We start from the raw sequence: 25,350 nt of genomic DNA, 5'->3' as shown, positions 1-25,350 counted from the left end.
CTTCATCTGGACCTCAATTAGCAGCCTCTGCAGATTGTCGGACCGTTGCCGAGTTCCTGATGCGTGCCGACGACGACGGGGATGTTGCCGGAATCGCCTCTCAGCCGTTGGCGCTGCCGTGGCCAAATGCGGCCAAGACGGATCCTGATCGTCCAAGGCCTCCCCGTTTCCCTGTGAGTCTTCCGGTCACCCGCCACATGCCGCCTGACTGTCGCCCGTCTGACCGAGGTTGAGCGATCCTTCCGGTCCTGGAGTTNCTCGTGGTCATCGCCGCCGGTTCCCCTCCCGGAAAGGCCGGTTCCACGAACCTGCTCAAGGTCCACAAGGTGGGCGACCTGGCGGACTCCGGCAGCCAGGGCGAGGCGACGGTGACCAGGGACAAGCTGGGTCCGTGGCCGGAAAAGAAGAAGAAGAACAGCCCGGCCTAGTCTCTACCGTTCGTCATAGGTTCTGACATAAAGGGAGGGCCCCCGCCGGCGGCGGGGACCCTCCCTTTTTGGTCTTGTGTTGTTCGGCCGGTTACGGCTGAGGCGTGGCACCTTCCGCTGCCCCGGATTCGGTGAGGGCGGCAAGGGCCTTTCGGAGCCGGGTGTCTGCATCGTTGGCCACGTCCTGGACGGCAGCGCTGTCGCTGAGCTGGACCATCGTCTGGGGGTCGATGGCGTTGATGGTCGTTACGACGTCGTCCATGCCGCGGCGGACGACAACGTTGCAGGGCAGCAGTGCACCGAGTTCAGGTTCGGCGGCGAGGGCACGGCTGGCCAGAGCCGGGTTGCAGGCACCGAGGATGACGTAATCGCCGACAGCGCCAGCCGCGTCAGCGCCGAGCTTGGCCTCGAAGGTCGCACGGACGTTGATTTCGGACAGGATTCCGAAGCCTTGTTCGGCCAGGGCATCGCGGGTCCGTTGCACTGCCTCTTCCCAGGCAAGGGGAAGAGTCACGGTGTGGGTGTAGTTCATGCGGGGCTCCTATCGATATCTCATTGTATACCCCCAGGGGTGTTTGACTACCCCGGGTGGTATCTGCAATGCTCGAATGGACCCCGGGCACTCCGCCCCGAAAGGCATCAGCGGCCCGGTGGGCACCCCCTCAACCAGAAAGTGCCATGACTGACGCAACGAGACGATTTCCGGCAGCCCTGTTTTCCCAGGGATCAGATCCGGACGCACGGTTCAGCCTCGCCAACGAACGCACATTCCTGGCCTGGATACGGACCTCCCTGGCGCTGATTGCGAGCGGCGTTGCCTTGGAGGCGCTGGGACTGAACCTGCAGGACGGTTTGCGCCTTTCGGCCTCCATTGTCCTCATCGTCGCCGGGATCGCGGCGCCCGTGCAGGCCTGGGTCGGCTGGATGCAGATCGAGCGCGCACTGCGCCTCGACAGGCCCCTGCCGGCCGCCCGTCTCACGTTCCCGATGGGGGCCGCGGTTTCGGTGGCAGGGATCCTGGTCCTCCTCGGCGTCGTCCTCGCCTGATGGCAGCCGGTGCTGAGTCTGAAGACAGCCGGAGCAGCCGTCCGTTTGACGCCGGACTGCAGCCGGAACGGACCGCTCTGGCCTGGCGCCGGACTGCGCTGGCGGTCGCCGTCGCATCCCTGGCGGCGCTTCGCATTCTGCCGGAGGCTTTGGGCTCGTGGGCGCTCATTCCAGCAGCCCTTGGCGCTGGCGCGTCACTCGTGGCGCTTACTCTCACGCAGCGGCGTTACCGCCGCAGCCACACGATGCTCACCTCGTCCGGGAACGACAGGGTGGCGCTCAGCGGAGGAATCTTGCCGGCCTTGTTGGCCGCGGCCACGTTTGGTGGCGGAACTATGGCGCTCGTTGCCGTGTTGCGTCTCAGCGAGCACCTAACGCACTAGCAGTTTAACTGCCGGATCCGGGAGGCCACGGCTGCGGCCGTCCCGGATCCGGGGGAGATGTGAACTAGTTGACCTGGTTGATGATGGTCTCGGCGACCTCGCGCATGCTGAGGCGGCGGTCCATCGAGGTCTTCTGGATCCAGCGGAAAGCTTCCGGCTCCGTGAGCCCCATCTTGGTGGTCAGGAGACTCTTGGCGCGCTCCACGAGCTTGCGTGTGGCGAACTGCTCCTGCAGGTCGGTCACCTCGCTTTCGAGTGCCTTGATTTCCTCGTGCCGGGACAGGGCGATTTCGAGGGCGGGGATGAGATCCGCGGGAGTGAAGGGCTTGACCACGTAGGCCATGGCTCCGGCGTCACGGGCGCGCTCCACGAGTTCTTTTTGGCTGAACGCCGTCAGCAGGACCACGGGGGCGATCCGGGCCTTGACGATCTTCTCGGCGGCGGAGATGCCGTCCATGATGGGCATCTTGACGTCCATCAGGACCAGGTCCGGCCGGAGTTCTTCGGCAAGCTGCACGGCCTTCTCGCCGTTGTCCGCTTCGCCGACGACGTCGTAGCCTTCGCCCCGCAGGATTTCGATGATGTCCAGGCGGATGAGGGTCTCATCCTCGGCGACAACGACGCGGCGCGCCGGCTTGGACGTGGGGTTTGGCTCCGTCTGTTCTGACACGGGGAACTCCTTGGAAAGGTACGGCGGGAAGGGGACCATCTTAGGTTCTGCCCGCTGGTGTACTTGGACCGGTTTGGTTCGATGCGGCGTCACTGGCGCGATTCTGGAATTCAGCCTATCTGCATGTAGAGTAATTTCGCGCACTGGAAGCGATCGCGTTGCTCACAGCACTGTGGCCGAGCGATTGTTACTCCGGTGGAGTCCGCGCCCGAGTGGCGGAATTGGCAGACGCGCCGCACTCAAAATGCGGTATCGAAAGGTGTGTGGGTTCGAGTCCCACCTCGGGCACAGTGTTTCCGCAGGTCAGTCGCATTTGAGGGCGCTGAGTGTGGACAAAAGTACTAAAAGTGTGGACAGCGGCGTAGCATTTTTCCTATGGCCAGCATTCGAAAGCGCACAAAAAAGGACGGTACGACGTCCTTTATGGTGTGTTGGCGGGACCCGGCCAACCGCCAGGAACAAGGCATCACGCTGCCAACGGAATCCGAAGCGATCACCCTAAAGCGCCTCCTTGACGCCAACAACCAATCGTTTGAGATCGCCCAGCATGCGATGCTCGCGAACCAGACCAAAGCGCCCACCGTCGCGGCCGTGATCCAAGAGCACATCGACCTTCTAGTCCGGCCTTCCGTTGGTACCGTCCACACGTATCAGACCATGCTGAAGTTGCACATCGCGGACGTGATTGGCCATATCCCGGTGGACAAGCTCGACTACCGGCATTTGACCTACTGGATGAAGACGATGCAGACCAAAGGCCGGTCGGCGAAAACCATCAAGAACAACCATGGCTTGATTTTCTCGGCGATGGAGACGGCGGTCCGTCTTGGCTACCGGAAGGATAATCCGTGCCGGGGCGTCCAGTTGCCCTCTGGCGAAAAGGCAGAGGATGAGGTCAGGTTCCTGACGCACGCTGAGTTCGGGCTGATCCTGGAATGCATGGGGGAGCGGTACAAGGCATTCACGGAGTTCCTGGTTATGACGGGAACGCGGTTCGGCGAAGCGACTGCGGTGACTGTGGCGGACGTTGACCTGATGTCGAAGCCGGCAACGATGCGGATTAGCAAGGCATGGAAACGCGGTGCTGATTCCGAGTATTACATTGGCGCGACCAAGACCGGTGCCGGCAAGAGGACGGTTTCGCTGAATCCGCACTTGGTGGAGGTCCTGATTCCACTGGTGGCCAGCCGCCCTGGCTCGGAACTCCTGTTCACCACTCCCAAAGGCGAACGCATCGTTCACAAGCTGTATTGGCACCACTACTGGACTCCCGCCGTGAAGGCGGCCCAAGTGCGTGGACTGAAGAAGTCACCACGGATCCACGATCTGCGCCATACCCATGCGTCCTGGCTGATCCAGGATGGCGTCTCGCTGTTCACGATCTCCAGGCGACTCGGGCACGCATCTACGCGAACGACTGAGCAGGTGCATGGCCACTTGATGCCGCAGGCGCTCCAGGATGCCGCCGACGCCGTCGAGCGTTCGGCGGTTGTGTGGCGCGGATAGCGTCTGGGTGGATGGTTAACCTAAGAGTACTTCTGGCGAGCCTGTGCTCGCGTCCCGATCATGCGGACGGCCGGCGACGTAGTGCCAACAGCCCGGACTTCACGAAGTTCTGCAATCTCCCGGAGGTGGACCGACGTGAAGACAATCTTCCCCTTGCCCCAGACGGTGTGCGGGAACTCCCCTTTGGCTGCCCCGTCCCTAAGCCATGCCTCTGAACATTTGAGGACGGTGGCAGCCTCTGCTGGTTCGAAGAATTCAAGTTTCATGCCCCTGACCAATCCTTTCGTCGTTATGCGGCGAGGACGGCTTGCGCGAGTCCTGCCCCAGTTCATGTAGCCCGGAAATCACGGCGGCATGATGGTGACCTGGAAACTCGCTTCGAGGGCCGCAGCATTGAGCTGCACCTGCTCGGCGGAAGCACTGAACTGAGTCGATGAGCACTGCACCAGCCCGGCATCGAGGAGGAGGCCAAGTTGCCTTCGGACGGCTGAAGGCGAGACGCTGAGTTCCCTGCCGATCTGGCCACAGGTCGAGGGCCCGTTCCTGAGTAGGAATCGGATAATTCGGCTTCGTGTTCGGTTCATCAAAATGCTCGGCATGGGGACCACAACCAGGGGAATGGTGGAGGGTTGCTGTAGACGGGTCTACAGCAGCAGGTTACTCCGGTTGAGGTCATGTTGGATAGACCAGAGTGCGTCAATGAATCCTCAACTTGTAGACGCGGTTGATTGCCGCGCCGGACGACTCAGGTAATACTGGGCGAAAGGGGGTCGTAGCGCCTGACCGGGCTCTCGGCCCCGCATCAGATCGAGGGGTGGGCAGCGCGGATGGACGAGGTAGGTCGCGGTGACATGTTGTCTCCCCAGGCCCAGCTGGCTCGTCGTCTGAATCTGCTGCTCGACGTCGTGGTTGCCGAACGTGGGAAGCCCGTAACGTTCCGCGAGGTCCAGGCCGAACTCGAAGCCAGGGGCATCAAGTTGTCCCGCGCGCGCTGGTTTTACATGAAAGAGGGGACCGGTCGTCTGGTCAGTGATCCGGCGCTATTGGCAGAGCTGTGCAACATCTTCAACGTTGACCCCTCGTACCTGATCGGCGACAGCGCCGACTTGCCCGAGCGGATCGATTCGCAACTCGAGTTTGTGAAGTCGCTCCGCGCGGCCAGGGTGAAGACCTTCGCGGCGCGGACGTTGGGTGACGTTTCTCCGGAGACGCTAAGGGCCATCTCTGAATACCTCAACAAGGACATTGATCGCCATCCTGGAGCGGAAGAGGCAGCATCTAATCCTCCAGAAGATACTGAAGATGAGCCGCCAGCAACTCCTTGATCCGCGCGGAGTTGGCTGAATAGCGCGGCGAGCGGCCATGTCGCCGGCCCGGCTCAAGGTCCACCGCAATGGCACCGGTCTCCTCAAGTGCAAGCAGGTGCTTCGCTACGCTCGGCTCACCGGCGCTCACTGCCGCCACGATGTCACCGCGGGTAGCCGGACCGTGCGCGGAAAGGTAGCGGAGGATCTCATTCCGCGATCTGTTGCCAAATGTCGCGACAGCGGCCTCGACGTCGTTCGACCAGGCTTCGTCGTGAGGCTGCGTGATCCTGGGCATGGAACCATTCTCACCGAACGATCCCCGAAAAGTAAGACCCGCAGTCTTGACGATACTTTAATTATCTTCGAAAATAGTTTGTATAGCTTTCCTGTCGTAGTGGTCGGCCTTGGCTTTCGCTGCCACTCTTAGGGCGCCGGTCGTGCCGGCGCCGGACTTATTGGAATCGTTGAGTCGAAGCGGTGAAGACCATGCGAGTCGAAGCCAGGTTGAATCAGGCCCCACAAGATCATCCAAATGTAGGAAGTATCGACATCTCCCTGCGCGGTGCGCCGGAGCCCGCCGCGGTTGTCGTTCCGATAGATCAAATCATGATCGCCGTCGACGCTGTACAGCGATACGTGGTTTCGCATCTCTCGCGGATCGGCCGGGCCTGCGACGTGGACGACGTTATGCAGGACATCCGGGTCGCGGTGTGGGATGGGGTGACCCGGGGGCATTACCGCCAGCTCCCCGGTATTCCCTTTGGTGCGTGGGTTCAGGGGGTGTGTGCGAACGTGTGCGCCGCGCACGTCCGTCGGGAGCTGAGCCATCGGACGCTCCCGCTGATCGTGGAACCAGGGAATGCCGACGGGCAGACGCCGATCGTTACTCTGGCGTTGCTGGGCATGGACCGGGGTGGAGGTCAAAGTGCCGAGCAGATTATTGACCAGCAATGGGCACGAATGATCATTGAGCTGACCCGCGCCAGCCTGCCAGCAGGAGTTTGGGATCTTGCCCTCGAGAGTCTCACCGGGCCGCGACACTACGGTCCGCCGTCGCCACAGGACCGCCGGCGCTGGCATGCGGTGACCGTGGTCCGCCAGACGGCGAAAACCGTTCGAAATGCCCTCGACGTCGAGCAGACGGCCATTAGCAATATCGGAGACGTATCCCAGCGCGCAGCAGAGTGCCTGCCCACACCGGTACTCCGCAGAACGGCTGAAAGTATCGTTCGCCCGGGACTGCGAGGACCCGAACGGAAGAGGGCTTTGGAAGCGTTGGCCGCCCAGTTGGGCGTCACCGAGCGCTATCTGGCCGTCCAGATCGGCTTCGCGCGCCGTCTCTATCAAGCGGCATGGCGGATTCTCCAGGCCGGGACGCGGACTGCCTGCTGAGTCATGTTGTGGGTACGTCCGCTCGCCATGAACAGGCGAGAAGGAGGCCCGTATGTCCGTATTGCGGAGAAGCTTGCTACCTGGCCCACAGAGCCAGCGGCGATGGTGGATCACAGCAATCGCGCTCGTGATTGTGGTCACGGCGCTCATCGCTGTCATGCGGCCGACGCCCACGCCCGCAATGGCTCCGGTCCCACCGTCGTCGACGACGCCGATCCCTAAGGGCCCGGCGAACGCTTCCGCCGGGACGCCGGCACAACCTTCGACGGTGGCTCCTGACGTTGTAATTGCCGATGCGGAGGGCGCACCCCGCACTGCTGACTTCCGCCAGCTCGCTGCCGCGGCGGCGACGGCGATTTACACCTGGGACACGCGAACGACGACCTACTCGGAGGTCTACTCACGGCTCCGTGACTGGTGGGACGTGCTGCCGGACGGGTCCAATCCCTTGGCCGTCCTGGTGCAGGAGTTCGAAGCGACCGGGGTCAACGCGGGAAGCTACGCGACTTTGGCTGATCAGCAGGCGCACCGTTCGGCCGCGGTGGAATCCCTGCACTGCGACAGCGAGCTGGCCAAGGTTCGGGAGCGGCCGGCGCCATGGGAGGGACTGCATGTGTGCACAGCCTCCGTCAGCGTTCTGGAACAATCAATTTCTGCCCGCAACACCTACACGGCACCTGTCAGCGTGATGGTGAACTGCCCGCCGGCTGTGACGGCCCCGGCGGACCACTGCGTCATGGTCGGCTTTTACGCCGATCCCAGCAGGATCCTCTATTGATGCCGGCCGCCGTGGTGTTGGCTGGGTTGGTCAAGCGCCGGGCCCTTCTGCGGGTTTCGCTGGCCGCGGCATCAATCTTGATCCTGGTGGGTTCCATTGCGTTTAGCGCAGCCGTGGCGGTGCTCGGCGCTGGCGCGGCCGACACCCCGTCCGTCTGCTCGCAAGATGGCGTGGTCGGCCAGCCAGCCAGCGAACCCGGCGCGCTGAGCATCCGCACAATCGGCCGGGCCCCGGTCAGTGTGACCGACAGGCAAATGGCCGTCGCAGGGGACTACGTTTCCATTGGCCAACAATTGGGGGTCCCCCGGGAGGGCCGCATAATTGCAATCATGATGGCGCTGCAGGAATCCAGCCTCAGAGTCCTTGCCAACGTGAACGTACCTGCCTCGCTCCAGTACCCGCATGACGGCCTCGGCAGCGACCACGATTCCCTCGGCACCGCCCAGCAACGGCCCGCGGCCGGCTGGGGGACCGTTGAGCAGTTGATGGATCCGACGTACAACGTCCGAGCCTTTTACGGCGGACCTGCCGGCCCCAACCATGGCAGCCCGCCCGGGTTGTTGGATATCCGGGGTTGGCAATCCATGAACAAAGGCCAAGCTGCGCAAGCCGTTCAGGTGTCGGCATTTCCGGAGCTGTATGCGCGGTGGGAGGCTGAAGCAACGGCTATCGTTGAGGCGCTCGACGGCGGGATCACACCGGCTAGGTGCTCCGAACCGCTGCCTTCCTCGACGGACCCGGTCGTTCCCACAAATCTTAGCCAAATCCGCAAGGACATCCTGCGATTTACCGAGGAAGGGGTCGGCGGCGCCTACGTATGGGGTGGCACGGCGTACAAGGCGTGGGACTGTTCCGGTTACGTCCAATGGATCTACAGGCAGGCCGGAGTCAATCTGCCGCGAGTGGATCAATGGAGGGTCGGTTCGCGGACCGACAATCCGCAGCAGGGGGACCTAGTGGTCCAGAATGCACAGGGGCCAGCCGACTGGGGACACGTTGGTATTTATGCGGGGGACGGGATGATGTACAGCGCGCTAAATCCCGCGGTGGGTACGCTACTGCATCCAATAGCTTGGAATACGGATACGGCGTATTTTGATCTCTTGAGGTGATGTGAAGTTATTTCGAACCTGTGACCCCGCCGAATTTAGGTCGCTCGGGCCAGGCAGGAGTGCAAGGATCCGAAGTGGCGGAAGACCGGGGCTGTACGCACGTACACGTGATGAGGCGTTTCGGTTCGGTCGCAACACACTGATCGTGGCAACAGGGCCCGAATCAGCGACGGCGAGCCATGACGCCCAGCCGAAAGCCGGAACCACCCCGGCCCCTCCCAAGGCCACCGTAAACGACGACCACCCACCTCAACAGGGGGTACTTAAGGGATACAAGCTCTAGTACTACTGAGGGCGATTGTCCGCACTTCTAGAAGAGTGTGGCGGTGTCTCTTCCTTCTGCCGCCTTCCGGCCCCTTGCGGCCCTGACGCTAAACGGCACGAACCGTTCGGACGGGGGCAGGGACTGGTAAATCTGCTCGGCCCGTTCTGTTGCCCACGGTTCTGGTGAGGCCAAGTAAGCACCGGTGGTTTCCGGGCCGATCCAGCCCAGATCAGTCATGTGTTGCAGAACCTTGCTAGTGATGGCTTTCGCGTCCGGCACACGGATCTGTTCAACGCTTATGTCGTGCTGGAGGTCTAGGAGAGCCAGAGGTTCCTCCCTGATACGCACCACCCTGTAACCGGCATCGCGGAGCCGTTTCGTTTTTGAATGGTCGCGCTCTTCTTGGGCTTTGCCCTTGTGGGAGTAGGAGCCGTCGAACTCGATTACAACCTTAAGGGAACGGATGAGGACATCGACGGTATGGGGCCTGTTATGGCCAAGATCAAGACGTTCCTGCCTTACAGGGTCCACGTCCTGCGGGAACACCGCAGCAAACTCACAGGCCAGGGCGATATCGATCCTGGACCGTATGGCCGGTGCGCACCATTTGCAGCCGTCGCCGTCGAGGGCGCGCGCACGAACTTGAGATGACCACACATGAGTAGCATCCTGAGGGCAGATCCATCGGACGCGTAGGTTGCTACCCATGGTTACGTCCGCGGGGGTCAGTGCCCCATTTTCGGTGGGGTGCCACTGCTGGGCCAGCAATGGCCGGTTCACGTCCAGGCGGTTACGGTCCGTGGGTCGCTTCCCGTCGCAGAAGGGGCACCCGGTCCCGTTGGATGGCCGGGAGCTGACGGCCGCAGTCCACCTGTGGGTGCCGTCCTTCCGGCAGATCCAGTCCGCAGCGTAGTCACTGCCAGCCGCCACGTCCTCGGGCCGCCTGGCGTTGGCTGGATCCCACTCAGCGGCCAGAATGGGTCTGGTTCCCGCGACGCTGTTGGACGGGTTGACCTTCTTTCCGGCGCAGTAGGGGCACCCCGAGCCGCGAAAGCGGGCCGCGGGGGATGCAGTGTACTCATGGTTCGGGTCGTTCGGGCAGATCCACCAGACGTCCTTGTTGGACTGGGGCAACACTTTTGTGGGGCCCAGGCCCAGTTCGGTCTGGTTTCGCTGATGGTGCCATGTGGGCATCAGATCCGGCCGAGAAGACGCGAGGTTGTTGTCTGGTGTGGCTTTCATGCCTTTGCACGAGGCGCAGCCGTGCCCTTTGGCTCGGGTATGAGGGGCAGCAAGCCAGGAATGTCCGTTGTCGCAGATCCACCATATGGGGCGGTTGCTTCCGGGTCGGACGTGCGAAGGAGGAAAGGGGTTCTTTACCGGATCCCATTGAGCGGCGACGTCCGGACGTAAATGCGCCAAGGACAGTGTGCCTTCGTCGCGTACAGGCTGTTGCCGTTTTCGACGCGGGCTGGGTGGTATGGCGGCTTCTCCGTCGGTCATGGACCATCCTCTCCGGTCAGGCGCGCGCAAGGGTGAAGGGATGGTTCCCCTCATGGCGGCAGGGGTCTAGCTGCGGAAAAGTGTGTACTCGATCTCGTCCGGGCGCACGTCGTGTTCTGCCCGGTCGGTGGTTTCGCGTGCCCAATTATCCATCAGCGTGCAGTAACTGGCGAAGGTCTCCGGCCACCATCCCTCGGTGGGTGAGTGGGGCCATGCAAATGGTCGGAGTTTTGTGGCCACCACCTTGTCGAGTATCAGGAGGTGAGGATGTGCTTTCGGTCCTTGGGCAAAGTAAAGGAATTTGGTAGCGAATGCCGGTCCCAGCATTGAGATGCGGCCTGCGCCGCGTTCCGTGGTTAGGATCCGGTACGCGTATTTTGGATCCGCGCTTGTCCGGACCGATTCCCACGCTTCGGTTAGCCTCTCGGCGGTACCGTGAGGATCGCGTTCGATAGCATCCAGCCGCGCTTTGAGCCGCGGGGCCCGCATTCCGAGGCCCCATGCCATGGACACCAAGAGGAGCGGCAACGCTACTTCCGGGGAAGGTTGACCGGCGCCAAGAGCAAATACTTCGGCTCGCGAAATCCTGAATCGTCCGGAGTTCACGGCAAATGTGGGCGGTACCGGGAGCCCGCGGTCCGCTAGTAGCTTCCAGCGATCAGCATCGCTGGTGGTGCGGTGGTTCATGACCGCTTGAGCGCCGGGCAAGGCCCGGTAGAGCACATCCGGCAGCGGCGCGGTCGGATCGATCATGCTTCTGAAAGTATGCGGGGAAGAGTTCCGGTGGAGCCTTCGTCCATGGCGCACTTCCAGTGAGAGGGGCGGAGGTCCCCGATATTCAGCAAGCCGTCCTTAGGGGCGGATGTTGAACTGAGTGACGGAGCGGATGGATCAGGCCACGCAACCTGTGGGCTGATCTCCGTGCCGCAGAAGTGGCACGTCCAGCCGTGGATGGAATACACCGCTTGGAGATGCCCGTCTGCGCCGGCGCCCATCGTACGAGCTGCATAAGAGACTGTCATCTGCCGCTTACGTTTGGCAGTGTTGCTGGAGACGGCCATGCGCTCGGGCGTCCACAATGACGCGTGGGCAAGCGGAGTCCACACCTGAGCCTCCCACCTGTATTTAACGTCGTCCTCGACGTGGGAAATGAATTCTGTGTGGAAGCTGATGCCATCCAAGACCGTTCCAGTACCTGACACTGGGCGCCCGTACGCGATGCGCAGGACATCCCCGTTGAGGAAGACACCTGGCAAGTAGACGCGGTCGGGTGTTCCGTTAGCGGTGCTTTTGGCGTAGCCGATAGCACCGCTGTTCAGGTGCACCACTGCGATCATCAGTGAAGCGTCAAATGCATGGCTTTCAGCAAGCTGGCGGCCGTACGAAGCCGCCGCCGAGGGGAGCCTGGGATCGTTCAGCTCCAAATACTCTGTGCGGTGGCCATGGCGTTCGATCACGTCGCCGACCATGGGGTACCGGTCGAACTCGTAGGGGAAGTCTCCTGCGCCACGAGTGCCCAAGGCCCGCGGCCCTGTAGTCCGTTTCAGGGGGAACTCCTCCGACACCAGGAATCCGCTCTCGGCCTGGGCAGGGGACGTGAGGATGCCGATGCCGTCACGGGCCCACATCCGTTTTGCCGCCCGCATCAGCAACTGGTTGCACTGGCTGCTGCATAACCCTCGGTCCCGGATCTTCCAAGGGACCTTGTCAGGGATGATCCCGTCGCAGTAACAGCAAGTATCGCCGGCGGCCGCGCGGCCGCTCGGGTGCTTCAGCACCGCATCCTGCCACGCGAAATGATCCATGTTTGCCTGGTCCAAGCTGTGGGACGTCGTAATGACATGGTCCGGGAGGTTCCTGCGGCCCGGGGATTGTGCCGGTCTGGACTGTGCGGCTTCTTCGTCGCTGATTGCCAGCATTTCCATGAATTCCGTTTCGTTGATTACGACTATGCGCTGGCCCTGGCGTGCAAGGTCGATTGCTCGGCGCATCTTGTTGGTGTAGGCGTCATCTGGCTGAACGTTGCTCGGGTCGAAGTCGGCGTTGACCAGGATTGTGGTCTTCTGTGTGACACCCTTTGACGGCTGGCCGCCGCGTGCGCCGACCATGCCCCAGGCATTGTCCCTCGACATGGTTTGAAGCGTTCCCGTGAAACAAATGACCGAACCATACAGTGCCCCGTCAGGGTCCGCCGCGGCGTTGACCTCGATTTCGGATGCTTTTGGAGACGTTGACGAGCTCCGGGTCCGATTTCCGCTCGGGGTGGATATCCGGAGCTTCGTCGCTCCCCGCCATCCTTCCGAAGTAATCGTTCCCATAACAGTTGCGGTAGCTTCCGCCAGCTCTTCCATAGTTGCCGATCCGGTCCGCGCTGCTATATCCAAACAGATCTGCGCACAGGCATGTGCATCCTGGACGGCGTCGTGATGCTCGAACGGGTCGAGCCCTAGCTCGTGAACTAGCCAGTTGAGCTTGTGGACGGGAAAGTTGTACGCCGCCCGGGACATGACCAAGGTGCACATGTATTTGAGGTCCGGGTACTCCAGCCCGGTCCAGTCGCAGGCCTGGCGGAGAGCGCCTAGGTCGAATCCGGCGTTATGAGCAACGAGGATGTCTTCACCGGCAAATGCCATTATTTCCGGGAGGACCTGTGACCAGCTGGGTGCGTCAGCTACATCATCGGCCGTAATGCCGTGCTTGCTGATATTTATCGGATGAAAATCGTTGATGCCTTCCGGGGGTTGAATCAAGGTTGAGTATCGGTCCGTGATGGCTCCGTCTGATACCTTTACGAGCCCTACGGCGCACACCGAACCCCGCTCACTGTTCGCGGTTTCGAAGTCGATGGCTGTAAAACTTATCCCCACAAGAGCCCCTCACATTCGCGGATCACAACACTGTCCCCCGCAAGTTATCCAACATTTTCGACTCCTGCCCATTGCGGTCGAGGCAGGGACGCTGTCCGCGTGTTGCAACGCAAATCGTCGCCGTATTCAGCCCGGGTTTCCGCTCCACCGGCCTGATCTTGGCTTAGCGGACCGGTTCCTTCAGCGCAGTCGCGGGAACCGGCCAGGAACGAACGGCCGAACCACCAATCCCGTTGAAGTACTTACGTGACGCGCGCAGGCGGTCGTTTTCGATCTCCAGCCAGTAGTTCAAGAGTTGGATGCACCCGTTGGCGACCCGCAGCGCTTCCCGGTTCACTGGCTCGACACATTCCACCGTGCTCTCCCAGGCCGAGGGGAGCGGTGGCGCCGGCCAATCGATGTCCTGAAGCGGGCCCAGTCGCTGATACTCCGGAAGAGGTTCGCCGGCGGCACGGGCGTTCTTGCGCGCTTGAACCTTGTCGGCGTTATGGGAGGCACGGCGGTCATTCTCTGACCAGAACAGGTCTTGGAGCAGATCTACCCAGGAAGTACAGTCGCTGACAAAGACCTCCGGATCGAACGCCGGAGCTTCCAGTACAACCGTCTCGGTGCAATGCTTCCGCGCCCGCGAAGTGAGAAGAACAGGGCGCTTATACGAGAGACTGTGAAACACCCGTTCATCAAACCCATCAGTGACTACGGCATTCGTTGCCGAAGCTCTCAACGAACCGGTCAGCGACATTGCTGAAACCTGCCAGAGGGCCCATCTGTCTTCGTGGATATCGAGAACAGCAATTCCGTGTACGACAGCGTCAGATGCCAGCATCTATTCCCCCATGGTTGAGACTTGCGCTCATCCTAGCCGGAAGAAATTGCGCTGACCGGTCGAAATGGATCGTGACGCGCAGAAGTTCCCGATAACGGGCAGCCCCGAGCGTCCGTTGTGCCTTTTTCTGACACCTGACCGAGCGGATCTATAGGGTCAACCTGACACTCGGCAACGGCTAGTCAGCCGTTTTACCCTGACAAATGGCGTGGTCTCCGTGGTGCCAGAAATTGGAATAGTGTGGAAGGCAAATACTGACGTTGGCGTGGGGGCGACAGCATGAACGCCTAACAAAGGACCCCCTTTTGGCCCGTAAAATCAATATCCAGCTGATCGATGATCTTTCCGGAGAGGACGCCCAGGAAACCATTAGGTTCTCCATTGACGGTGCCGATTTCGAAATCGATCTCTCAGCAGATAATGCCGCTGACCTGCGCGACACGCTGAAAGGGTACGCCGCTAAGGGCCGGCGCCTTCGGGGCCCGCCCGGTACCATCGGTGGACGTACCTCGGCGATGGGTAGTGAAGAGACTCAGAAGATCCGTAAATGGGCCGCTGAGAACGGGTACAACCCCAGCCCTCGTGGCCAAATTAGTCAGGCCATCAAGCAGGCCTACAACGCCGCCCAGGGCTAGAGCTCAGATGGAAACGGTGCCTTGACCCGATGTGGGCGTTGTCGTCGGCGCCACGTATGCGTTGATAGCGGCGCCTGCAGAGTGCTGACCGGCTCGAAATGTTTCCGCCGATCGACGGCTTTTCAGGCTGATGGTCGAGTCGAAGCCTTGGATATCCGGTTCCATCGCGCACAATTGGCACGACACATCTACTAGGGGGTAATTTGGAGCGGAATGCGCTCTACGCACACACGCAAAGTCTTTTCCGGAAGGGCTTAGTGACCTTAGTCGGGTCCGGAGCTTCCTGTGCAAAGGGTCTTCCGACGATGGGGCGCCTCGCCGAGCAAGTCCTTCTACGTGTGGACTCAGCTCTCAAAAACGGCTATTTCAGTGAAGAAGTTCACACAGAGTGGAAGAAAGTCGCGGTCGCGCTGGAAGATGGCGAAGGCCTTGAACAGGCCATCCATGCTGAGTCAATGCCCGCCGAGCTGGGAGAGCTGATCGCTCTGCACGCCTCTGAATGTGTGAGGGAAGATGAGGCGGTGGCCATTGATGCGATGTCGCGCAGCGACCAGCCAGGCGAGTTCAGCCGCATAGCAAGGCATCTCGCTCGGGTCGACGGGCAGCCCTCCATAATTACCACCAACTACGACCGTCTCATCGAGGTGGACCTTGCTTTGTCGGGAGTGGGAGTCGACTCCATGTTTGCAGGTCACACTATTGGGCGATTGGACGAGAAGCTGGCTCGTCAGGAACACGAGTACGTTGAACGGACGGCATCGTCGCGAAGCCGGTCGAGGACTTTAGCCCGCCCCCATGTCCAGCTCGCCAAGCCCCACGGGAGTCTCGATTGGTTCACCTCCGGAAGCGGTGATGTTGTCAGATCTGATTTGACTCTCGCGGGGCCTCGCAGAGTCGTAGCTCCCGGTGGAAGCAAGTACAGGCTCGGCTATGAGTCGCCTTTCGACGTGCACCGAGAACGGGCGAACCGGGCGATCGACCGGGCAGGGGCTTTTCTTATCGTAGGTTACGGATTCAATGACGACCATTTGCAGACCCACCTCAAGCCAGCTTTTGCGAACGTGCCTTCGCTCGTGGTCTCGTACGCATTGACAGAGAATGCGCGTGCGTTTTTGTCCACCAACCCCGATGCAGTGGGAATTGAACGAGGTCCTACAGACGATTCATCAGTCATCATGCATGAAGGCAACCAGGAAATCGTCAACTGCGGTATCTGGAAACTCGACGTTCTGCTAAGAGAGGCGCTCCAAGTATGACCAATCAGACTGTGCTGGACTTTGCTCCGGAGGGGGCACTGGGTCGCGTCTTTCGCGTGGACACAGGGAGCGTATGGGCGGAGGCACTCGATCACGAATTGCTGACCCGAGTTGCTGTCGGCAGCCTGATCGCTATCCAAGGAGCAAATGCGAGCGAGTATCTCGTCGGATTGCTCGACCGGGTAACGCGGGATGTCTATGAGGACGTTGACGTCGATGAAGAAGGCGATCTCCCGGAGGCGAAGCAGCGGGATTTGTTGCGTGTCGTCTTGGTGGGCACATACCGCACGGTCGACGGTGACCGCGTCAACACGTTCAAGAGGGGTGCGGATTCGTATCCACTGATCGATGCCTCGTGCTGGGCTATTTCTGGGTCAAATCTTCAGAGGCTTATGGGGCTGCTTAGCCAAAAGGTCGACCCGGAACGGCGCTTGAATTTAGGGACGTTTGTAGCCGATGCGTCAGCCGAGGCGGTTGCGGATGGGGATCGATTGTTTCAGCGACATGCCGCTCTCCTTGGGAGTACCGGCTCCGGCAAAAGCTGGGCAGTTGCCCTGATCTTAGAAAAAGCCAAGCGCCTGGCCCATCCCAATCTCATCGTTTTTGACATGCACGGAGAGTATGGGCCGCTTACGGAAGGCGATAATCCCATAGCAAAGGGATTCAAAGTAGCGAATTCCGGTATCGCTGAAGGTGGCACGTCAGAGGCTCTAAACCTGCCTTGGTGGCTTCTCAACCAAGAAGAGATGCAGGCACTTCTACTGGATCGCTCGGAGACGAATGCTCCTAACCAGGCGGCTCGACTATCCCACCACGTTCGTGCCTTGAAACTCAAAGCGCTTGAGGACGACAGCAGGGAAGATGTGATTCCACATTTTACGGTCGACAGTCCCATACCCTATTCGCTTTCAGAGCTTCTCCGAGCGCTGCAAGCAGACGATGAAGAGCGCGTGCCAGGCGCCCGCGCCGGGGTGGATAAGGGGGGTCCGTTCTTCGGCACGCTCTCCCGATTCATTGCGCGCCTACGCAGTCGAACAGAAGACCGCCGCTATTCCTTCATGTTCGATCCTCACTCTGAAACGAATGAGTATGTCTGGTTGCACGGTTTCGCAGAGATGCTGCTGAGCACTGACCCTGGTATTAAGATCGTTGACTTCAGCGAAGTGCCCAGCGATGTCCTGCCTGTAGTGGTTGGTGTGCTCGCGAGGCTACTCTATGAGGTTCATTTCTGGACGGACCCCGAGAAACGCACACCGGTCACCTTCGTTTGCGACGAGGCACATCTCTACCTGCCTGAAACTGCCGATGGCGTTGTTTCACAACGTGCGGTGGAGGCCTTTGAGCGGATTGCCAAAGAAGGTCGAAAGTATGGCATTTCACTCATGATCGTTAGCCAGCGACCATCAGACGTAAGCCGCACAGTTCTGTCGCAGTGCAATAACTTCATCGTCCTTCGACTAACTAACGACCAGGACCAGTCACTAATTCGTAGACTCATGCCGGACAGCCTTGGGGGAATAACTGCTGCGCTTCCCCTCCTGGATGTTGGGGAGGCTATCGTTCTGGGCGACGCAATGGTTTTGCCTACAAGGGTCCGGCTTCACAGGCCGTCCGTGAAACCACGCAGTGCAACGATGGATTTTTGGACCGAATGGGGAACTCGGAAGGTGCAGTCGGAAGACTTGATCTCAGCCGTCGAAGCCATGCGTAAGCAGTCCCGACTCCAGATCCCTCGTGAGCATGCAGCCGAGGCCGGAGCCGCTGAGTCGTCCCAAATGGCGACTATCGCGAGCGGGGGCTAAGGGTTCACGGTTGGGCGGTGCTCCCGATGGAATCGTGCGCTGGACGATGAGGTACACCGTGCCGCGGGCGACCTCGAACAGCCTGGCGGTCTCGTCGGTAGCGTGTTGTTCTCCGTAACCACTTCTTGCGCATGATCTGTGTCCGCAGGATATGCGATGGAGACCAGGGATTGTGGGCAAGACGATGTCGAATCTGGCCCGCGCCGCTGGGCATCTCAAATACGATCCATAGATGATGCAGCGAGCTGTGGTGGGCGCCGGTGCGAAAGACTTCGGAAAGCGACACCACTGGACCCGCGCTGCACCGGCCCTGCTCCCATAAGGTCCTAACGCCACTCCGGCACGGGGCTCAAGTCCTCGCGCCAGAGCCGGTACCGCCTCCGCTCCTCCGGCAACGGGGTCGCGTCGTCACCGTCGATATGCGAAGTCATCATGTCAGGGACGTGCTCGCTTGCCGCGCGCAGCGCCTGCTCCAAGAGCTGTCTGACATCGATGAGCCAGACTTCGATCTGCGTGAGCGGGATGCCGGAGAGCCACACCTCGTTGTTGTCTGGCATCGGCAGTTCGAACACCGCCCACGGGTCTTCCTCCGCCAGCGTACGAAACCGCGAAAGCTCCTCCAGCCCGCGCATCGCGGCGAGTTTCTCCTGAATCTTGAAGAACAGCTTGGCGTGCCCGGTCTCCAAGAGGTTCTTCGCCGACCGCCCGTGTTCGTCCCAGTGCTCGGAGATGTTCCGGAGGTCCCTCAATACTGGCTCCTCCTCCATCGCAGTCTTCGGTTTTCCAGGAGCCGGTCCTGCGAACGGAACACGTTGTTGATCGCAGAGAGCAGGAACGTCCGCTCGATCCTCTGTTGCATGTGTATCGCCACGGTCGGGACAAGCACCGGCGGATTCGGGCCCTTGCGCATCTCGGGCAGAACACCAGCCAGCGATCGCGAGTCAGCCTCCACCCGCGCGATCGTGTTGAACGCCGAGACGCGGCGGAACCGTGCGCACTGCATCTCCGCCGCCTCGACCCACATGAGTCAGGTGGACCAGATCTCGACCTCGGACCTCGGAGCTCGGACCTCGGGACACGCACCTGCTTTGCCATGCAACCCATGCTCGCACCCAAGATGCAGCAAATGACATTCGTGCAGACGCCTTCTGAAACGTACATCCGGATGGAGTGCGCCTTAACCAGATAATCGTGCATTCGAGCTCGGACATCCGTGCAGTCGTCTTCGGAAAATTTCAGCTGTTTAGATGCACACTGGGGCGGCAGCGTCTCAGGGGCAGTCGCACTCCCACCAGTTGCCGCCGCAGATGCTGCACGGGATTGGAGCCGCACTAGGGCATGGCTCAATGTGGTGATAACGCGTTACCCGCCCAGATGAAGAGGTCGCGATTTCCTGACCCGCCACGATCGACGCGCCGCATCCAGTACATGTACCGGCGAGGTCAAGGGCCAGTTTTAGCGCCAGCGGAAGGATTCCATCGCGCATAGCAGGGGAGCGGGGTCGCGTTTCAGGTGGTCAACGGGGCGTGCTCCGGCAAGTCCCTTGGAGGGGGTGACCATCCAGAGGGTGAAGTAGTTGTGCGGGATGTCCAGCTCCATGGCTCTCCGGAAGAGCGCTGTGACGACTGGGTGGAGCTGTCCGTCGGGGAGGAATTGGAATCCCGGGCAGAAGGTGCCGTCTTCGATGAAGACGCGGACGAGCTGCCGCATGACGGGGTCGGGGTCTTCCATGAGCTCGGAAAGCCGCCGGCGTACCTGCCCGAGAGTCGGCAGAGTGAATTCGATCCGGACCCTTTCCCACGTCTGATCGCTGATGGTTTGGCCGTTCACTCTTCTTCGGTTGTTTCGTCGGCGTCGCTGATGTTTTCCAGCAGCCACTGGGTGGACGGCGGTTCCCGGCGGAGCGTGACGGTCCGGAGGGCTGAATGGGTGCCGGGACGGACCTGGATGCGCCAGAATTCGATGCTGACCAGGTCGCCGCTTCCGACGGCCGCTGTGCGCCTGGTGTTCCACCAGGCGTCTCGTCCGAACCACTGCTGAGAATCCGTGTCGGGATCGACAAGCCATATCTGTCCGTCATGGCGGATGGCAAGGGGTTTGCCTGCCGGGTCGAGCCGGACCTGCAGCTCGTGGGTCTGGACGGGGACTTCGATGGTGAGGGTCATGAGGCGCGTTTCCTTCGTGGTGCTGTGCTGGCGAATTTGGTTAGGCGGCTTTGACGAGGGGGAGTTCGTCCCAGTGGGTGGTGTAGCGGGGGGAGAGCATGTCCCGTTTCATGGTCCAGTCCGGCCCGCCGCGGATGCCGCCGTGGCCGAGGCCGATGGATCCGCGCCCGTAGCGGCGGGTGATGTCTTCCAAGAGGGTTCCGACGTGGCGTTCCTCGTGCGGGTTCTCGAACAGGGCCAGGGGTGCCTGGTTGCCGCTGGGCCTCAGGTCGGTGACCATGATCCCGGCCCTGGCGTACCGGATGCCCTCGCAGATGCGGGGCAACAGGGCGTGGGCTGCCTTGGTAAGCAGGACCGGGTCCGCGGTCGGCATCGGCAGCGGCACGCAGACCGAGGGGTAGGAGGTGTCTTTCGGGTTGAAGTGTGAGGTGCCGGCGAACGCGGTGAGGACTTTGGCCTGGAGTCCGTGTTTGGCCAGCCGCGCCGAGGCCTGCTGGCCGTAGACGCTCATGACCTGCCGGATCCCGGCGGCAGTGGTGATCGGGGTGGCGAAGGAGCGGGAGAAGATGAGCTGGTCACGGCCGATTCGTTCTTCCTCCATCGGGATGCAGGGGGTTCCCTGGAGTTCCAGGACGGTGCGCATCATGACCACGGAGAAGCGGTCACGGATCATCACCGGATCCGCCCGGGACAGATCAAGGATGGAGTGAATCCCCAGGGCGTTGAGGCGTTTGGTCAGCCGGGTGGCGACACCCCAGATCTCGATCACGGACAGGCGGCGCATCAGGGATTCCCGGTCCGCGGCGGGCACGGAGTCCCAGTGGCAGACCCCGTCGAAGGCGGGGTTGTTCTTGGCCCATTTGTTGGCCAGTTTCGCCAGGGTCTTCGTGGGTGCGATTCCTAGGCAGACCGGCACGCCGACGTTTCGCCGCACGGTTGCCTTCATGGTCCGGCCTAGGGCCAGGAGTTCTTCCGGGGTGCCTTTGACGCCGAGGAACGCCTCGTCGATGCTGTAGACCTCCAGCCAGGCGCTGTACCGGCCGAGCAGTTCCATCACGCGGGCGCTGATGTCGCCGTAGAGTTCGTAGTTGCTCGAGAGGGCAACGAGTCCCCATTCCTTGGCGCGCGGGGCGAGTTTGAACCACGGCTCACCCATGGGGATGCCGAGGGCTTTGGCTTCGGGGGAACGCGTGACGGCGCAGCCGTCGTTGTTCGAGAGCACAATCACGGGCCGGCCCTCCAGAGACGGGTCGAACGCCCGCTCGGCCGAGGCATAGAAGCAGTTCACATCTATATGCGCGATCTGCGGCATATTCCGCATGAGGGCCGACTTAGACATTGCTCGCCCCATGTCGGCAAAGCTCCCGTTTAACGCAATAGCGCCCCCTAAACATGGTGCAGGCACCGGGTGGCGACGCCCCACACGACCAGATCGGATAAGGACGGTACCCGGATGTCCGGGTAGGCCGGGTTCTCCGCCTGCAGCACGACACCGCGGGCGGTGATCCGGAGCCGTTTGATGGTCAGTTCCCCATCCAGGACCGCGACGACCACGGACCCGTCCACTGGTTCCAGGGCCCGGTTGACGATCAGTTCATCGCCGTCGCTGATGCCGGCACCTTCCATCGATTCCCCGGACACCCTCACAACGTATGTGCTGGTGATGTCTTTGATCAGGTGCTCGTTCAGATCGATGCGGCCGTCAAAGTAGTCCTGCGCGGGCGAGGGATACCCGGCCGCGACGGGGACCGGAGAGATCAGAACCGACAACAACGACATACCCGCGTCTATCACACGGGGACCAACTACAACGCCCACAACACACCCTTTATTCGAATATATGTTCGATACATTCAGTGTAGCCCCGGGTGCTGACATTGAGCATTTTCCACCATGTTGCATCTGATGCAGGATGCCCAAGGAGGTACGAACCCGTCCCGAAAATCAACAACAGTCATGTAGCCCCGCCCCGCAACCTCTATGAAGTCGTGAGCCCAAAACCCTCATCCCCATTCGAAGACGACAGATGGAGCCCCCGATGTTGCTGGCAGCTGTGGATCCCGGAATCACCCCGAACGCCAACTTCCCCTTTCTCGAATCGCTGAAACAGATCGGCGGCGGCATCCTCGTCGGCGCCTTCATCGTGATCGCCATTGTCGCGATCATCGGAGCAGCGATGCTGTTGGCAGGCAAATTGAGCCAATCGTCGCGCCTGGCATCCGGTGGGGGCATGATCCTGCTCTGGACTGGCCCGGTGGCAGCAATCCTGGGTGGCATTAACGGCTACATCCTTTGGTCCCAGTCGGCGTTCAATCTCGGATTCTAGGCCCGATTCATCATGCCGGTTGACTGTGATCTCAACGGATGGTGGCCGCCAGGGTGCGGGCTTGTCTCCCAAGCGAACGACGGCATACAGGGTTCAATCACGTCGTTCTTCGCAAACATTCTCCAAAACATCGCCTCCTGGATCTGGTCCTTCATCACGGGCGCGTTCAGCTTCTCAGACGTGGATGATTCGCAGTGGACCGCCGTCGAAGGGCTCACGAGTTGGTGGGTCGTCGTCATGATGACGCCCCTTGTCGTGGCCATGATCCTTCAGCTGCTGTCCGGTTTGATCAGCCAACAACCCCGCCGTCTGGTGCGGGCCCTGGTAGGCGGGGCCGCCGCTGTCCCGATGGTGGCAGGTGCGGTGTACTTGGTCCGCCAGCTCACCAAAGTCAGTGATTCGGCGTCGACGGCGCTTCTCGGCTCCATGGGAACGGATCCCTACGTACTGTTCATGCGGCTCTTCGGCTTCGAAAAGGCCCCGGCCGGCGCCGGAAGAGAGTGGAACGTCGTCTCTCTGGCTCCCGGGTCCACGGGAGGCGCGGCCGGGGCGGTAGTCGTCACCGCCATGGCAGTCATCGTTGTCTGGGTCCTGGCGTTCATCCTGATGTGTTCCATGATCTTTCGATCCTTTGCGCTCCTCGTGCTTGCCGCAGTCGCCCCGGTCGCTCTCATGCTCATGCCGTGGGAGAAGACTCAAACGTGGGCTCGGCGGTGGTGCGAGATCGTCGTCGCGTTGCTTCTCGCCAAGCCGCTTGCCGCCACCGTGCTGGCCGTGGCCATCAAGCTCTTTGCCGAGTCGAAGTCATTCGCCGGACTGGCAGCCGGCGTGGTCGGCATGGCCTTGGCTTGTGGTGCGCCGCTGATGGCGTTACGCCTCGTTAGTTTCGCCGGTGGTGAGCTAGCAGCAGCAGCACAAACTGCGGGCGGCGGACACGTACTTTCTCGAAGCTCTGGCTTTGCCGCCAGGCAGATCAGCCGACAGACCGCCGGCCGCTTCACGCTCGCGGGCCTGGCATCGCACTCAGCTGCGAATCGTCCGATCCAGTCGAGCCGACCGCAGTTTCCCACTCGCGTGCTGCCGCCCTGGGCACCACTGCCGCAATCGCAGACAGGCACGATGTCGCCCCAGACCCCTGAGGGTAGTGGCACTTCGTTGATGCTCGACGCCGGCGCCACGGCTACCGAGCGACAGTCGCCCCGGGCACGTGGAAACCGGCGCGGGTCGGATTCGAATCCGGGGTCACCGAGCACCGGGCCGGGCCCGCGTGCAATTGGAGAGCAGCCCCCGCCGCCGAGCCAGTCGACTGATCCGGCGGCCTCTCGCTCGGCATCACCGCCAGCGGCCACCCGACCGGCACCGGCTCCTCGACCGGGACCACAGCCGGCCACCCCGCCGGGGCCGCCGATGGCAACACTTGGCCACCCGCCCATCAGGCAGCAACCAGTCGTCCAGTCCCCGAATGATGGTGATTCCCATGTCTGAAAATTCAAGGGCCCTCGAGGCCGTCAAATTCCCCAGGTACGAGCGTCGCGGCATATTTATGGGCTTGAAGTGGTACCAGTTGCTGCTGCTGGCGGCCGGGGTCCTTGTAGCCAGCACGGCATCGGCACTTCGCGGACCAGTTGGCCTCTTCGCATCGGGACCAATGTGGCTGTCGCTCATCCTGCTCGGGTTGCTCCAGTATTCGAGGATTCCCTACCCGGTCTGGGCCGGGCATGCAGCCCTGTTCGTCTACCGGTTGGCCGCCGAGCAGACCCGCTTCCTGGTCAGGCCTGAGCGCCCGGCCTTGGCGGGGCGCCTGGCGCTGCCGGGCGGATTGGGAAACCTGGAATTACGTAGGACCTCAACCGGTGAGTCGTTCATCGTGGACGCCCGAGGCAGGGAGGCAATCGCCGTGCTGCGCTGCAGCACCAGATCCTTCGCGCTCCTGGACTCTGACGACAAGGCCTGGGCGGTTCAGGCCTGGTCCAGGGTGCAGGCAGGCATGGCCCAGCGCAGCAGCGTCGCCAGAATCGCCGTCCAGGATTACACCGTCCCGTATCCCTCGTCGGCCCTGCGCGACTTCTACGAACGCACTGCCCCAGAGCGGGCGAGCACACCTAAAGACCTCACCTGGGGTCAGCGCGCTTACGAGGACCTGATCGCTGCGGCCGGATCGGCGATGAGCCACGACCTCTTGCTCGCTCTTGTCGTGGATACCGCCAAGGCCCGACGCCGAATCAAGGAGTCCGGCGGAGGACTCGTCGGCGTCGAACAAGTCCTGCGGTTGGAAGTCGAGGCCATGACCACCGCGCTGGGCACCCACAATGTCAGGGTGGAAGAGTGGCTTCCGGAGACGGGCCTCCTCGACGTCGTCCGCGGCGCCTTCGATCCGGCCGCCCCAGCAGCCGCGGTCCGGCAGTCTGCAGTCTCCACCACAGCGCCGGGGCCGCAGAACGATACGGAACTAATGGCGCCCGGCGTCGCTGCCGGGCCAATGGCGGTCGATGAGCACTGGACCTATGTGCGGACTGACTCCGGTTTTCATCAAACGTTCTGGATCGCCGAGTGGCCTCGGCAGAAGGTGTTTCCGGGCTTCCTCCACCCCCTGATCTATGTCGGCGAGTTCCGCCATACGGTGACCGAGGTGATCCGGTCCGTACCCACGACCGAGGCGCTGCGGGACATCCGCTCCGCCCAGGAAGCCCACGAAACGCGCCGGCGGATCAACACGCGTTTCGACAGGCCGCTCACCCGCGAGCAACGGGCAGAGGAAGAAGAAGTGACGCAGCGCGAGGAGGAGATCGTCGCCGGTCACGGAGACGTCCGGCCGGCCGCGTACGTGACCATCACGGCGGCCACGCTCGAAGACCTGGCTCGGCACAGGCAGGAGCTCGAGTCGGCGGCGGCGGGTGCCTTCGTCGAACTGCGGCTTCTGGCCGGGCAGCAGTGGGCGGCCTTCGTCGCTGGTGCGCTCCCTTTTGGGCGGGGACTGCGATGAAGAGAACACGCCAATCGGTTCACTACGTCCCGGCGGGTGGGAACCGCCAGGAGCGGAAGGAACGACGCCGGCAGGACGCCAACGCCCACAGCCAATCGT

28 protein-coding genes, 1 tRNA gene and 2 pseudogenes are annotated in these 25,350 nt (G+C 61.7%); 15 read left to right on the top strand and 16 right to left on the bottom strand.

Translation table 11 applies throughout. The features are described 5' to 3' along the window. Nucleotides 1-257: 257 nt before the first annotated feature. Nucleotides 258-428: pseudogene (locus ACZYZE_RS11535) on the top strand (pyruvate kinase); the annotation flags it as partial. A 91-nt stretch (nt 429-519) separates the two neighbouring features. Here the strand turns inward: ACZYZE_RS11535 and ACZYZE_RS11530 are convergent. Next, the gene (locus ACZYZE_RS11530) at nt 520-960 is read right to left on the bottom strand and encodes a DUF302 domain-containing protein (RefSeq protein ID WP_459317260.1); all 441 of its coding nucleotides are present in this window, start codon (nt 958-960) and stop codon (nt 520-522) included. Between the two features lie 146 nt (nt 961-1,106). On the opposite strand from ACZYZE_RS11530, the gene ACZYZE_RS11525 reads away from it, so the two are divergent. Together ACZYZE_RS11525 and ACZYZE_RS11520 are read left to right on the top strand one after the other, a co-directional pair. Then, entirely contained in the window at nt 1,107-1,475 is a 369-nt protein-coding gene (locus ACZYZE_RS11525; RefSeq protein WP_459317261.1) for a YidH family protein, read from the top strand. Continuing rightward, entirely contained in the window at nt 1,475-1,858 is a 384-nt protein-coding gene (locus ACZYZE_RS11520; RefSeq protein WP_463907813.1) for a DUF202 domain-containing protein, read from the top strand. The genes ACZYZE_RS11525 and ACZYZE_RS11520 overlap by 1 nt, the downstream gene beginning before the upstream one ends. A 64-nt stretch (nt 1,859-1,922) precedes the next feature. Here the strand turns inward: ACZYZE_RS11520 and ACZYZE_RS11515 are convergent, their stop codons facing one another. Then, nucleotides 1,923-2,528: an ANTAR domain-containing response regulator gene (locus tag ACZYZE_RS11515; protein WP_459317263.1), complete on the bottom strand. Its 606-nt coding sequence runs from the start codon at nt 2,526-2,528 to the stop codon at nt 1,923-1,925. A 206-nt stretch (nt 2,529-2,734) separates the two neighbouring features. Here ACZYZE_RS11515 and ACZYZE_RS11510 point away from each other — a divergent pair. Then, a tRNA-Leu gene (locus tag ACZYZE_RS11510) sits at nt 2,735-2,816 on the top strand. Nucleotides 2,817-2,903: 87 nt separating this feature from the next. Next, nucleotides 2,904-4,034, top strand: coding sequence for a tyrosine-type recombinase/integrase (locus ACZYZE_RS11505; protein WP_463907811.1), 1,131 nt, complete (start codon nt 2,904-2,906; stop codon nt 4,032-4,034). A 20-nt stretch (nt 4,035-4,054) separates the two neighbouring features. Here the strand turns inward: ACZYZE_RS11505 and ACZYZE_RS11500 are convergent, their stop codons facing one another. Continuing rightward, nucleotides 4,055-4,300 carry a hypothetical protein gene (locus ACZYZE_RS11500; protein WP_463907810.1) on the bottom strand — a complete coding sequence of 82 codons (246 nt, stop codon included), beginning with the start codon at nt 4,298-4,300 and terminating at the stop codon, nt 4,055-4,057. 78 nt (nt 4,301-4,378) lie between these two features. After that, nucleotides 4,379-4,618: a helix-turn-helix domain-containing protein gene (locus tag ACZYZE_RS11495; RefSeq protein ID WP_463907808.1), complete on the bottom strand. Its 240-nt coding sequence runs from the start codon at nt 4,616-4,618 to the stop codon at nt 4,379-4,381. Nucleotides 4,619-4,885: 267 nt separating this feature from the next. On the opposite strand from ACZYZE_RS11495, the gene ACZYZE_RS11490 reads away from it, so the two are divergent. Further along, the gene (locus tag ACZYZE_RS11490; RefSeq protein WP_463907806.1) at nt 4,886-5,359 is read left to right on the top strand and encodes a hypothetical protein; all 474 of its coding nucleotides are present in this window, start codon (nt 4,886-4,888) and stop codon (nt 5,357-5,359) included. On the opposite strand, the gene ACZYZE_RS11485 is transcribed toward ACZYZE_RS11490, so the two are convergent. Further along, nucleotides 5,313-5,636 carry an ArsR/SmtB family transcription factor gene (locus ACZYZE_RS11485; protein ID WP_463907804.1) on the bottom strand — a complete coding sequence of 108 codons (324 nt, stop codon included), beginning with the start codon at nt 5,634-5,636 and terminating at the stop codon, nt 5,313-5,315. The two genes, ACZYZE_RS11490 and ACZYZE_RS11485, sit on opposite strands and share 47 nt — an antisense overlap. A gap of 311 nt (nt 5,637-5,947) precedes the next feature. On the opposite strand from ACZYZE_RS11485, the gene ACZYZE_RS11480 reads away from it, so the two are divergent. The 3 genes from ACZYZE_RS11480 to ACZYZE_RS11470 all read left to right on the top strand — a co-directional run bounded on the left by ACZYZE_RS11480 (nt 5,948) and on the right by ACZYZE_RS11470 (nt 8,623). Beyond that, nucleotides 5,948-6,733 (top strand): hypothetical protein, encoded by a 786-nt coding sequence (locus tag ACZYZE_RS11480; RefSeq protein WP_463907802.1) that lies wholly within the window; start codon nt 5,948-5,950, stop codon nt 6,731-6,733. A 268-nt stretch (nt 6,734-7,001) separates the two neighbouring features. Beyond that, nucleotides 7,002-7,511, top strand: a complete 510-nt coding sequence (locus tag ACZYZE_RS11475) for a hypothetical protein (RefSeq protein WP_463907800.1) — start codon at nt 7,002-7,004, stop codon at nt 7,509-7,511. After that, the gene (locus tag ACZYZE_RS11470; protein ID WP_463907798.1) at nt 7,511-8,623 is read left to right on the top strand and encodes a C40 family peptidase; all 1,113 of its coding nucleotides are present in this window, start codon (nt 7,511-7,513) and stop codon (nt 8,621-8,623) included. Before ACZYZE_RS11475 ends, ACZYZE_RS11470 begins: the two co-directional genes overlap by 1 nt. 310 nt (nt 8,624-8,933) lie before the next feature. On the opposite strand, the gene ACZYZE_RS11465 is transcribed toward ACZYZE_RS11470, so the two are convergent. The 5 genes and pseudogenes from ACZYZE_RS11465 to ACZYZE_RS11445 form a co-directional block, all read right to left on the bottom strand. After that, a complete protein-coding gene (locus ACZYZE_RS11465; protein WP_463907964.1) occupies nt 8,934-9,434 on the bottom strand; it encodes a DUF559 domain-containing protein in 501 nt (166 codons plus the stop codon). Nucleotides 9,435-9,494: 60 nt separating this feature from the next. Beyond that, nucleotides 9,495-10,391 (bottom strand): annotated as a pseudogene (locus tag ACZYZE_RS11460) (zinc-ribbon domain-containing protein); the annotation flags it as partial. Nucleotides 10,392-10,457: 66 nt separating this feature from the next. Continuing rightward, nucleotides 10,458-11,144, bottom strand: a complete 687-nt coding sequence (locus ACZYZE_RS11455) for an 8-oxoguanine DNA glycosylase OGG fold protein (protein ID WP_463907796.1) — start codon at nt 11,142-11,144, stop codon at nt 10,458-10,460. After that, nucleotides 11,141-13,258: an exonuclease domain-containing protein gene (locus ACZYZE_RS11450; RefSeq protein ID WP_463907795.1), complete on the bottom strand. Its 2,118-nt coding sequence runs from the start codon at nt 13,256-13,258 to the stop codon at nt 11,141-11,143. Before ACZYZE_RS11450 ends, ACZYZE_RS11455 begins: the two co-directional genes overlap by 4 nt. 163 nt (nt 13,259-13,421) lie before the next feature. Then, nucleotides 13,422-14,084, bottom strand: a complete 663-nt coding sequence (locus tag ACZYZE_RS11445; RefSeq protein WP_463907793.1) for a hypothetical protein — start codon at nt 14,082-14,084, stop codon at nt 13,422-13,424. Between the two features lie 305 nt (nt 14,085-14,389). On the opposite strand from ACZYZE_RS11445, the gene ACZYZE_RS11440 reads away from it, so the two are divergent. The 3 genes from ACZYZE_RS11440 (at nt 14,390) to ACZYZE_RS11430 (ending at nt 17,777) form a co-directional block, all read left to right on the top strand. Further along, the gene (locus ACZYZE_RS11440; RefSeq protein ID WP_463907791.1) at nt 14,390-14,719 is read left to right on the top strand and encodes a histone-like nucleoid-structuring protein Lsr2; all 330 of its coding nucleotides are present in this window, start codon (nt 14,390-14,392) and stop codon (nt 14,717-14,719) included. 305 nt (nt 14,720-15,024) lie between these two features. Next, on the top strand, nt 15,025-15,975 hold the full coding sequence (locus tag ACZYZE_RS11435) for an SIR2 family protein (RefSeq protein ID WP_463907789.1): 951 nt from the start codon (nt 15,025-15,027) through the stop codon (nt 15,973-15,975). Beyond that, nucleotides 15,972-17,777 (top strand): ATP-binding protein, encoded by a 1,806-nt coding sequence (locus tag ACZYZE_RS11430; protein ID WP_463907787.1) that lies wholly within the window; start codon nt 15,972-15,974, stop codon nt 17,775-17,777. Before ACZYZE_RS11435 ends, ACZYZE_RS11430 begins: the two co-directional genes overlap by 4 nt. A 326-nt stretch (nt 17,778-18,103) precedes the next feature. Here the strand turns inward: ACZYZE_RS11430 and ACZYZE_RS11425 are convergent, their stop codons facing one another. The 6 genes from ACZYZE_RS11425 to ACZYZE_RS11400 form a co-directional block, all read right to left on the bottom strand. Then, nucleotides 18,104-18,526: a hypothetical protein gene (locus ACZYZE_RS11425; protein WP_463907785.1), complete on the bottom strand. Its 423-nt coding sequence runs from the start codon at nt 18,524-18,526 to the stop codon at nt 18,104-18,106. Continuing rightward, nucleotides 18,523-18,801: a hypothetical protein gene (locus tag ACZYZE_RS11420; RefSeq protein ID WP_463907783.1), complete on the bottom strand. Its 279-nt coding sequence runs from the start codon at nt 18,799-18,801 to the stop codon at nt 18,523-18,525. Before ACZYZE_RS11420 ends, ACZYZE_RS11425 begins: the two co-directional genes overlap by 4 nt. 431 nt (nt 18,802-19,232) lie before the next feature. Further along, nucleotides 19,233-19,607, bottom strand: coding sequence for a hypothetical protein (locus tag ACZYZE_RS11415; RefSeq protein WP_463907781.1), 375 nt, complete (start codon nt 19,605-19,607; stop codon nt 19,233-19,235). Then, complete coding sequence (locus ACZYZE_RS11410; RefSeq protein ID WP_463907780.1) at nt 19,604-19,942, bottom strand: hypothetical protein; 339 nt, start codon at nt 19,940-19,942, stop codon at nt 19,604-19,606. The genes ACZYZE_RS11415 and ACZYZE_RS11410 overlap by 4 nt, the downstream gene beginning before the upstream one ends. A 40-nt stretch (nt 19,943-19,982) precedes the next feature. Then, entirely contained in the window at nt 19,983-21,281 is a 1,299-nt protein-coding gene (locus tag ACZYZE_RS11405) for a Y-family DNA polymerase (RefSeq protein ID WP_463907778.1), read from the bottom strand. Nucleotides 21,282-21,328: 47 nt separating this feature from the next. Beyond that, nucleotides 21,329-21,760 carry a LexA family protein gene (locus ACZYZE_RS11400; protein ID WP_463907776.1) on the bottom strand — a complete coding sequence of 144 codons (432 nt, stop codon included), beginning with the start codon at nt 21,758-21,760 and terminating at the stop codon, nt 21,329-21,331. 220 nt (nt 21,761-21,980) lie between these two features. On the opposite strand from ACZYZE_RS11400, the gene ACZYZE_RS11395 reads away from it, so the two are divergent. The 3 genes from ACZYZE_RS11395 (at nt 21,981) to ACZYZE_RS11385 (ending at nt 25,251) form a co-directional block, all read left to right on the top strand. Then, nucleotides 21,981-22,268 (top strand): hypothetical protein, encoded by a 288-nt coding sequence (locus ACZYZE_RS11395; RefSeq protein ID WP_250821336.1) that lies wholly within the window; start codon nt 21,981-21,983, stop codon nt 22,266-22,268. Between the two features lie 180 nt (nt 22,269-22,448). Further along, nucleotides 22,449-23,753 carry a type IV secretion system protein gene (locus ACZYZE_RS11390; protein WP_463907774.1) on the top strand — a complete coding sequence of 435 codons (1,305 nt, stop codon included), beginning with the start codon at nt 22,449-22,451 and terminating at the stop codon, nt 23,751-23,753. Next, entirely contained in the window at nt 23,746-25,251 is a 1,506-nt protein-coding gene (locus ACZYZE_RS11385; protein ID WP_463907772.1) for an SCO6880 family protein, read from the top strand. Before ACZYZE_RS11390 ends, ACZYZE_RS11385 begins: the two co-directional genes overlap by 8 nt. Nucleotides 25,252-25,350: the final 99 nt, after the last annotated feature.

It is taken from the genome of Pseudarthrobacter woesei, from assembly GCF_055412745.1.
This window is presented reverse-complemented; position numbering and strand designations above follow the sequence as displayed.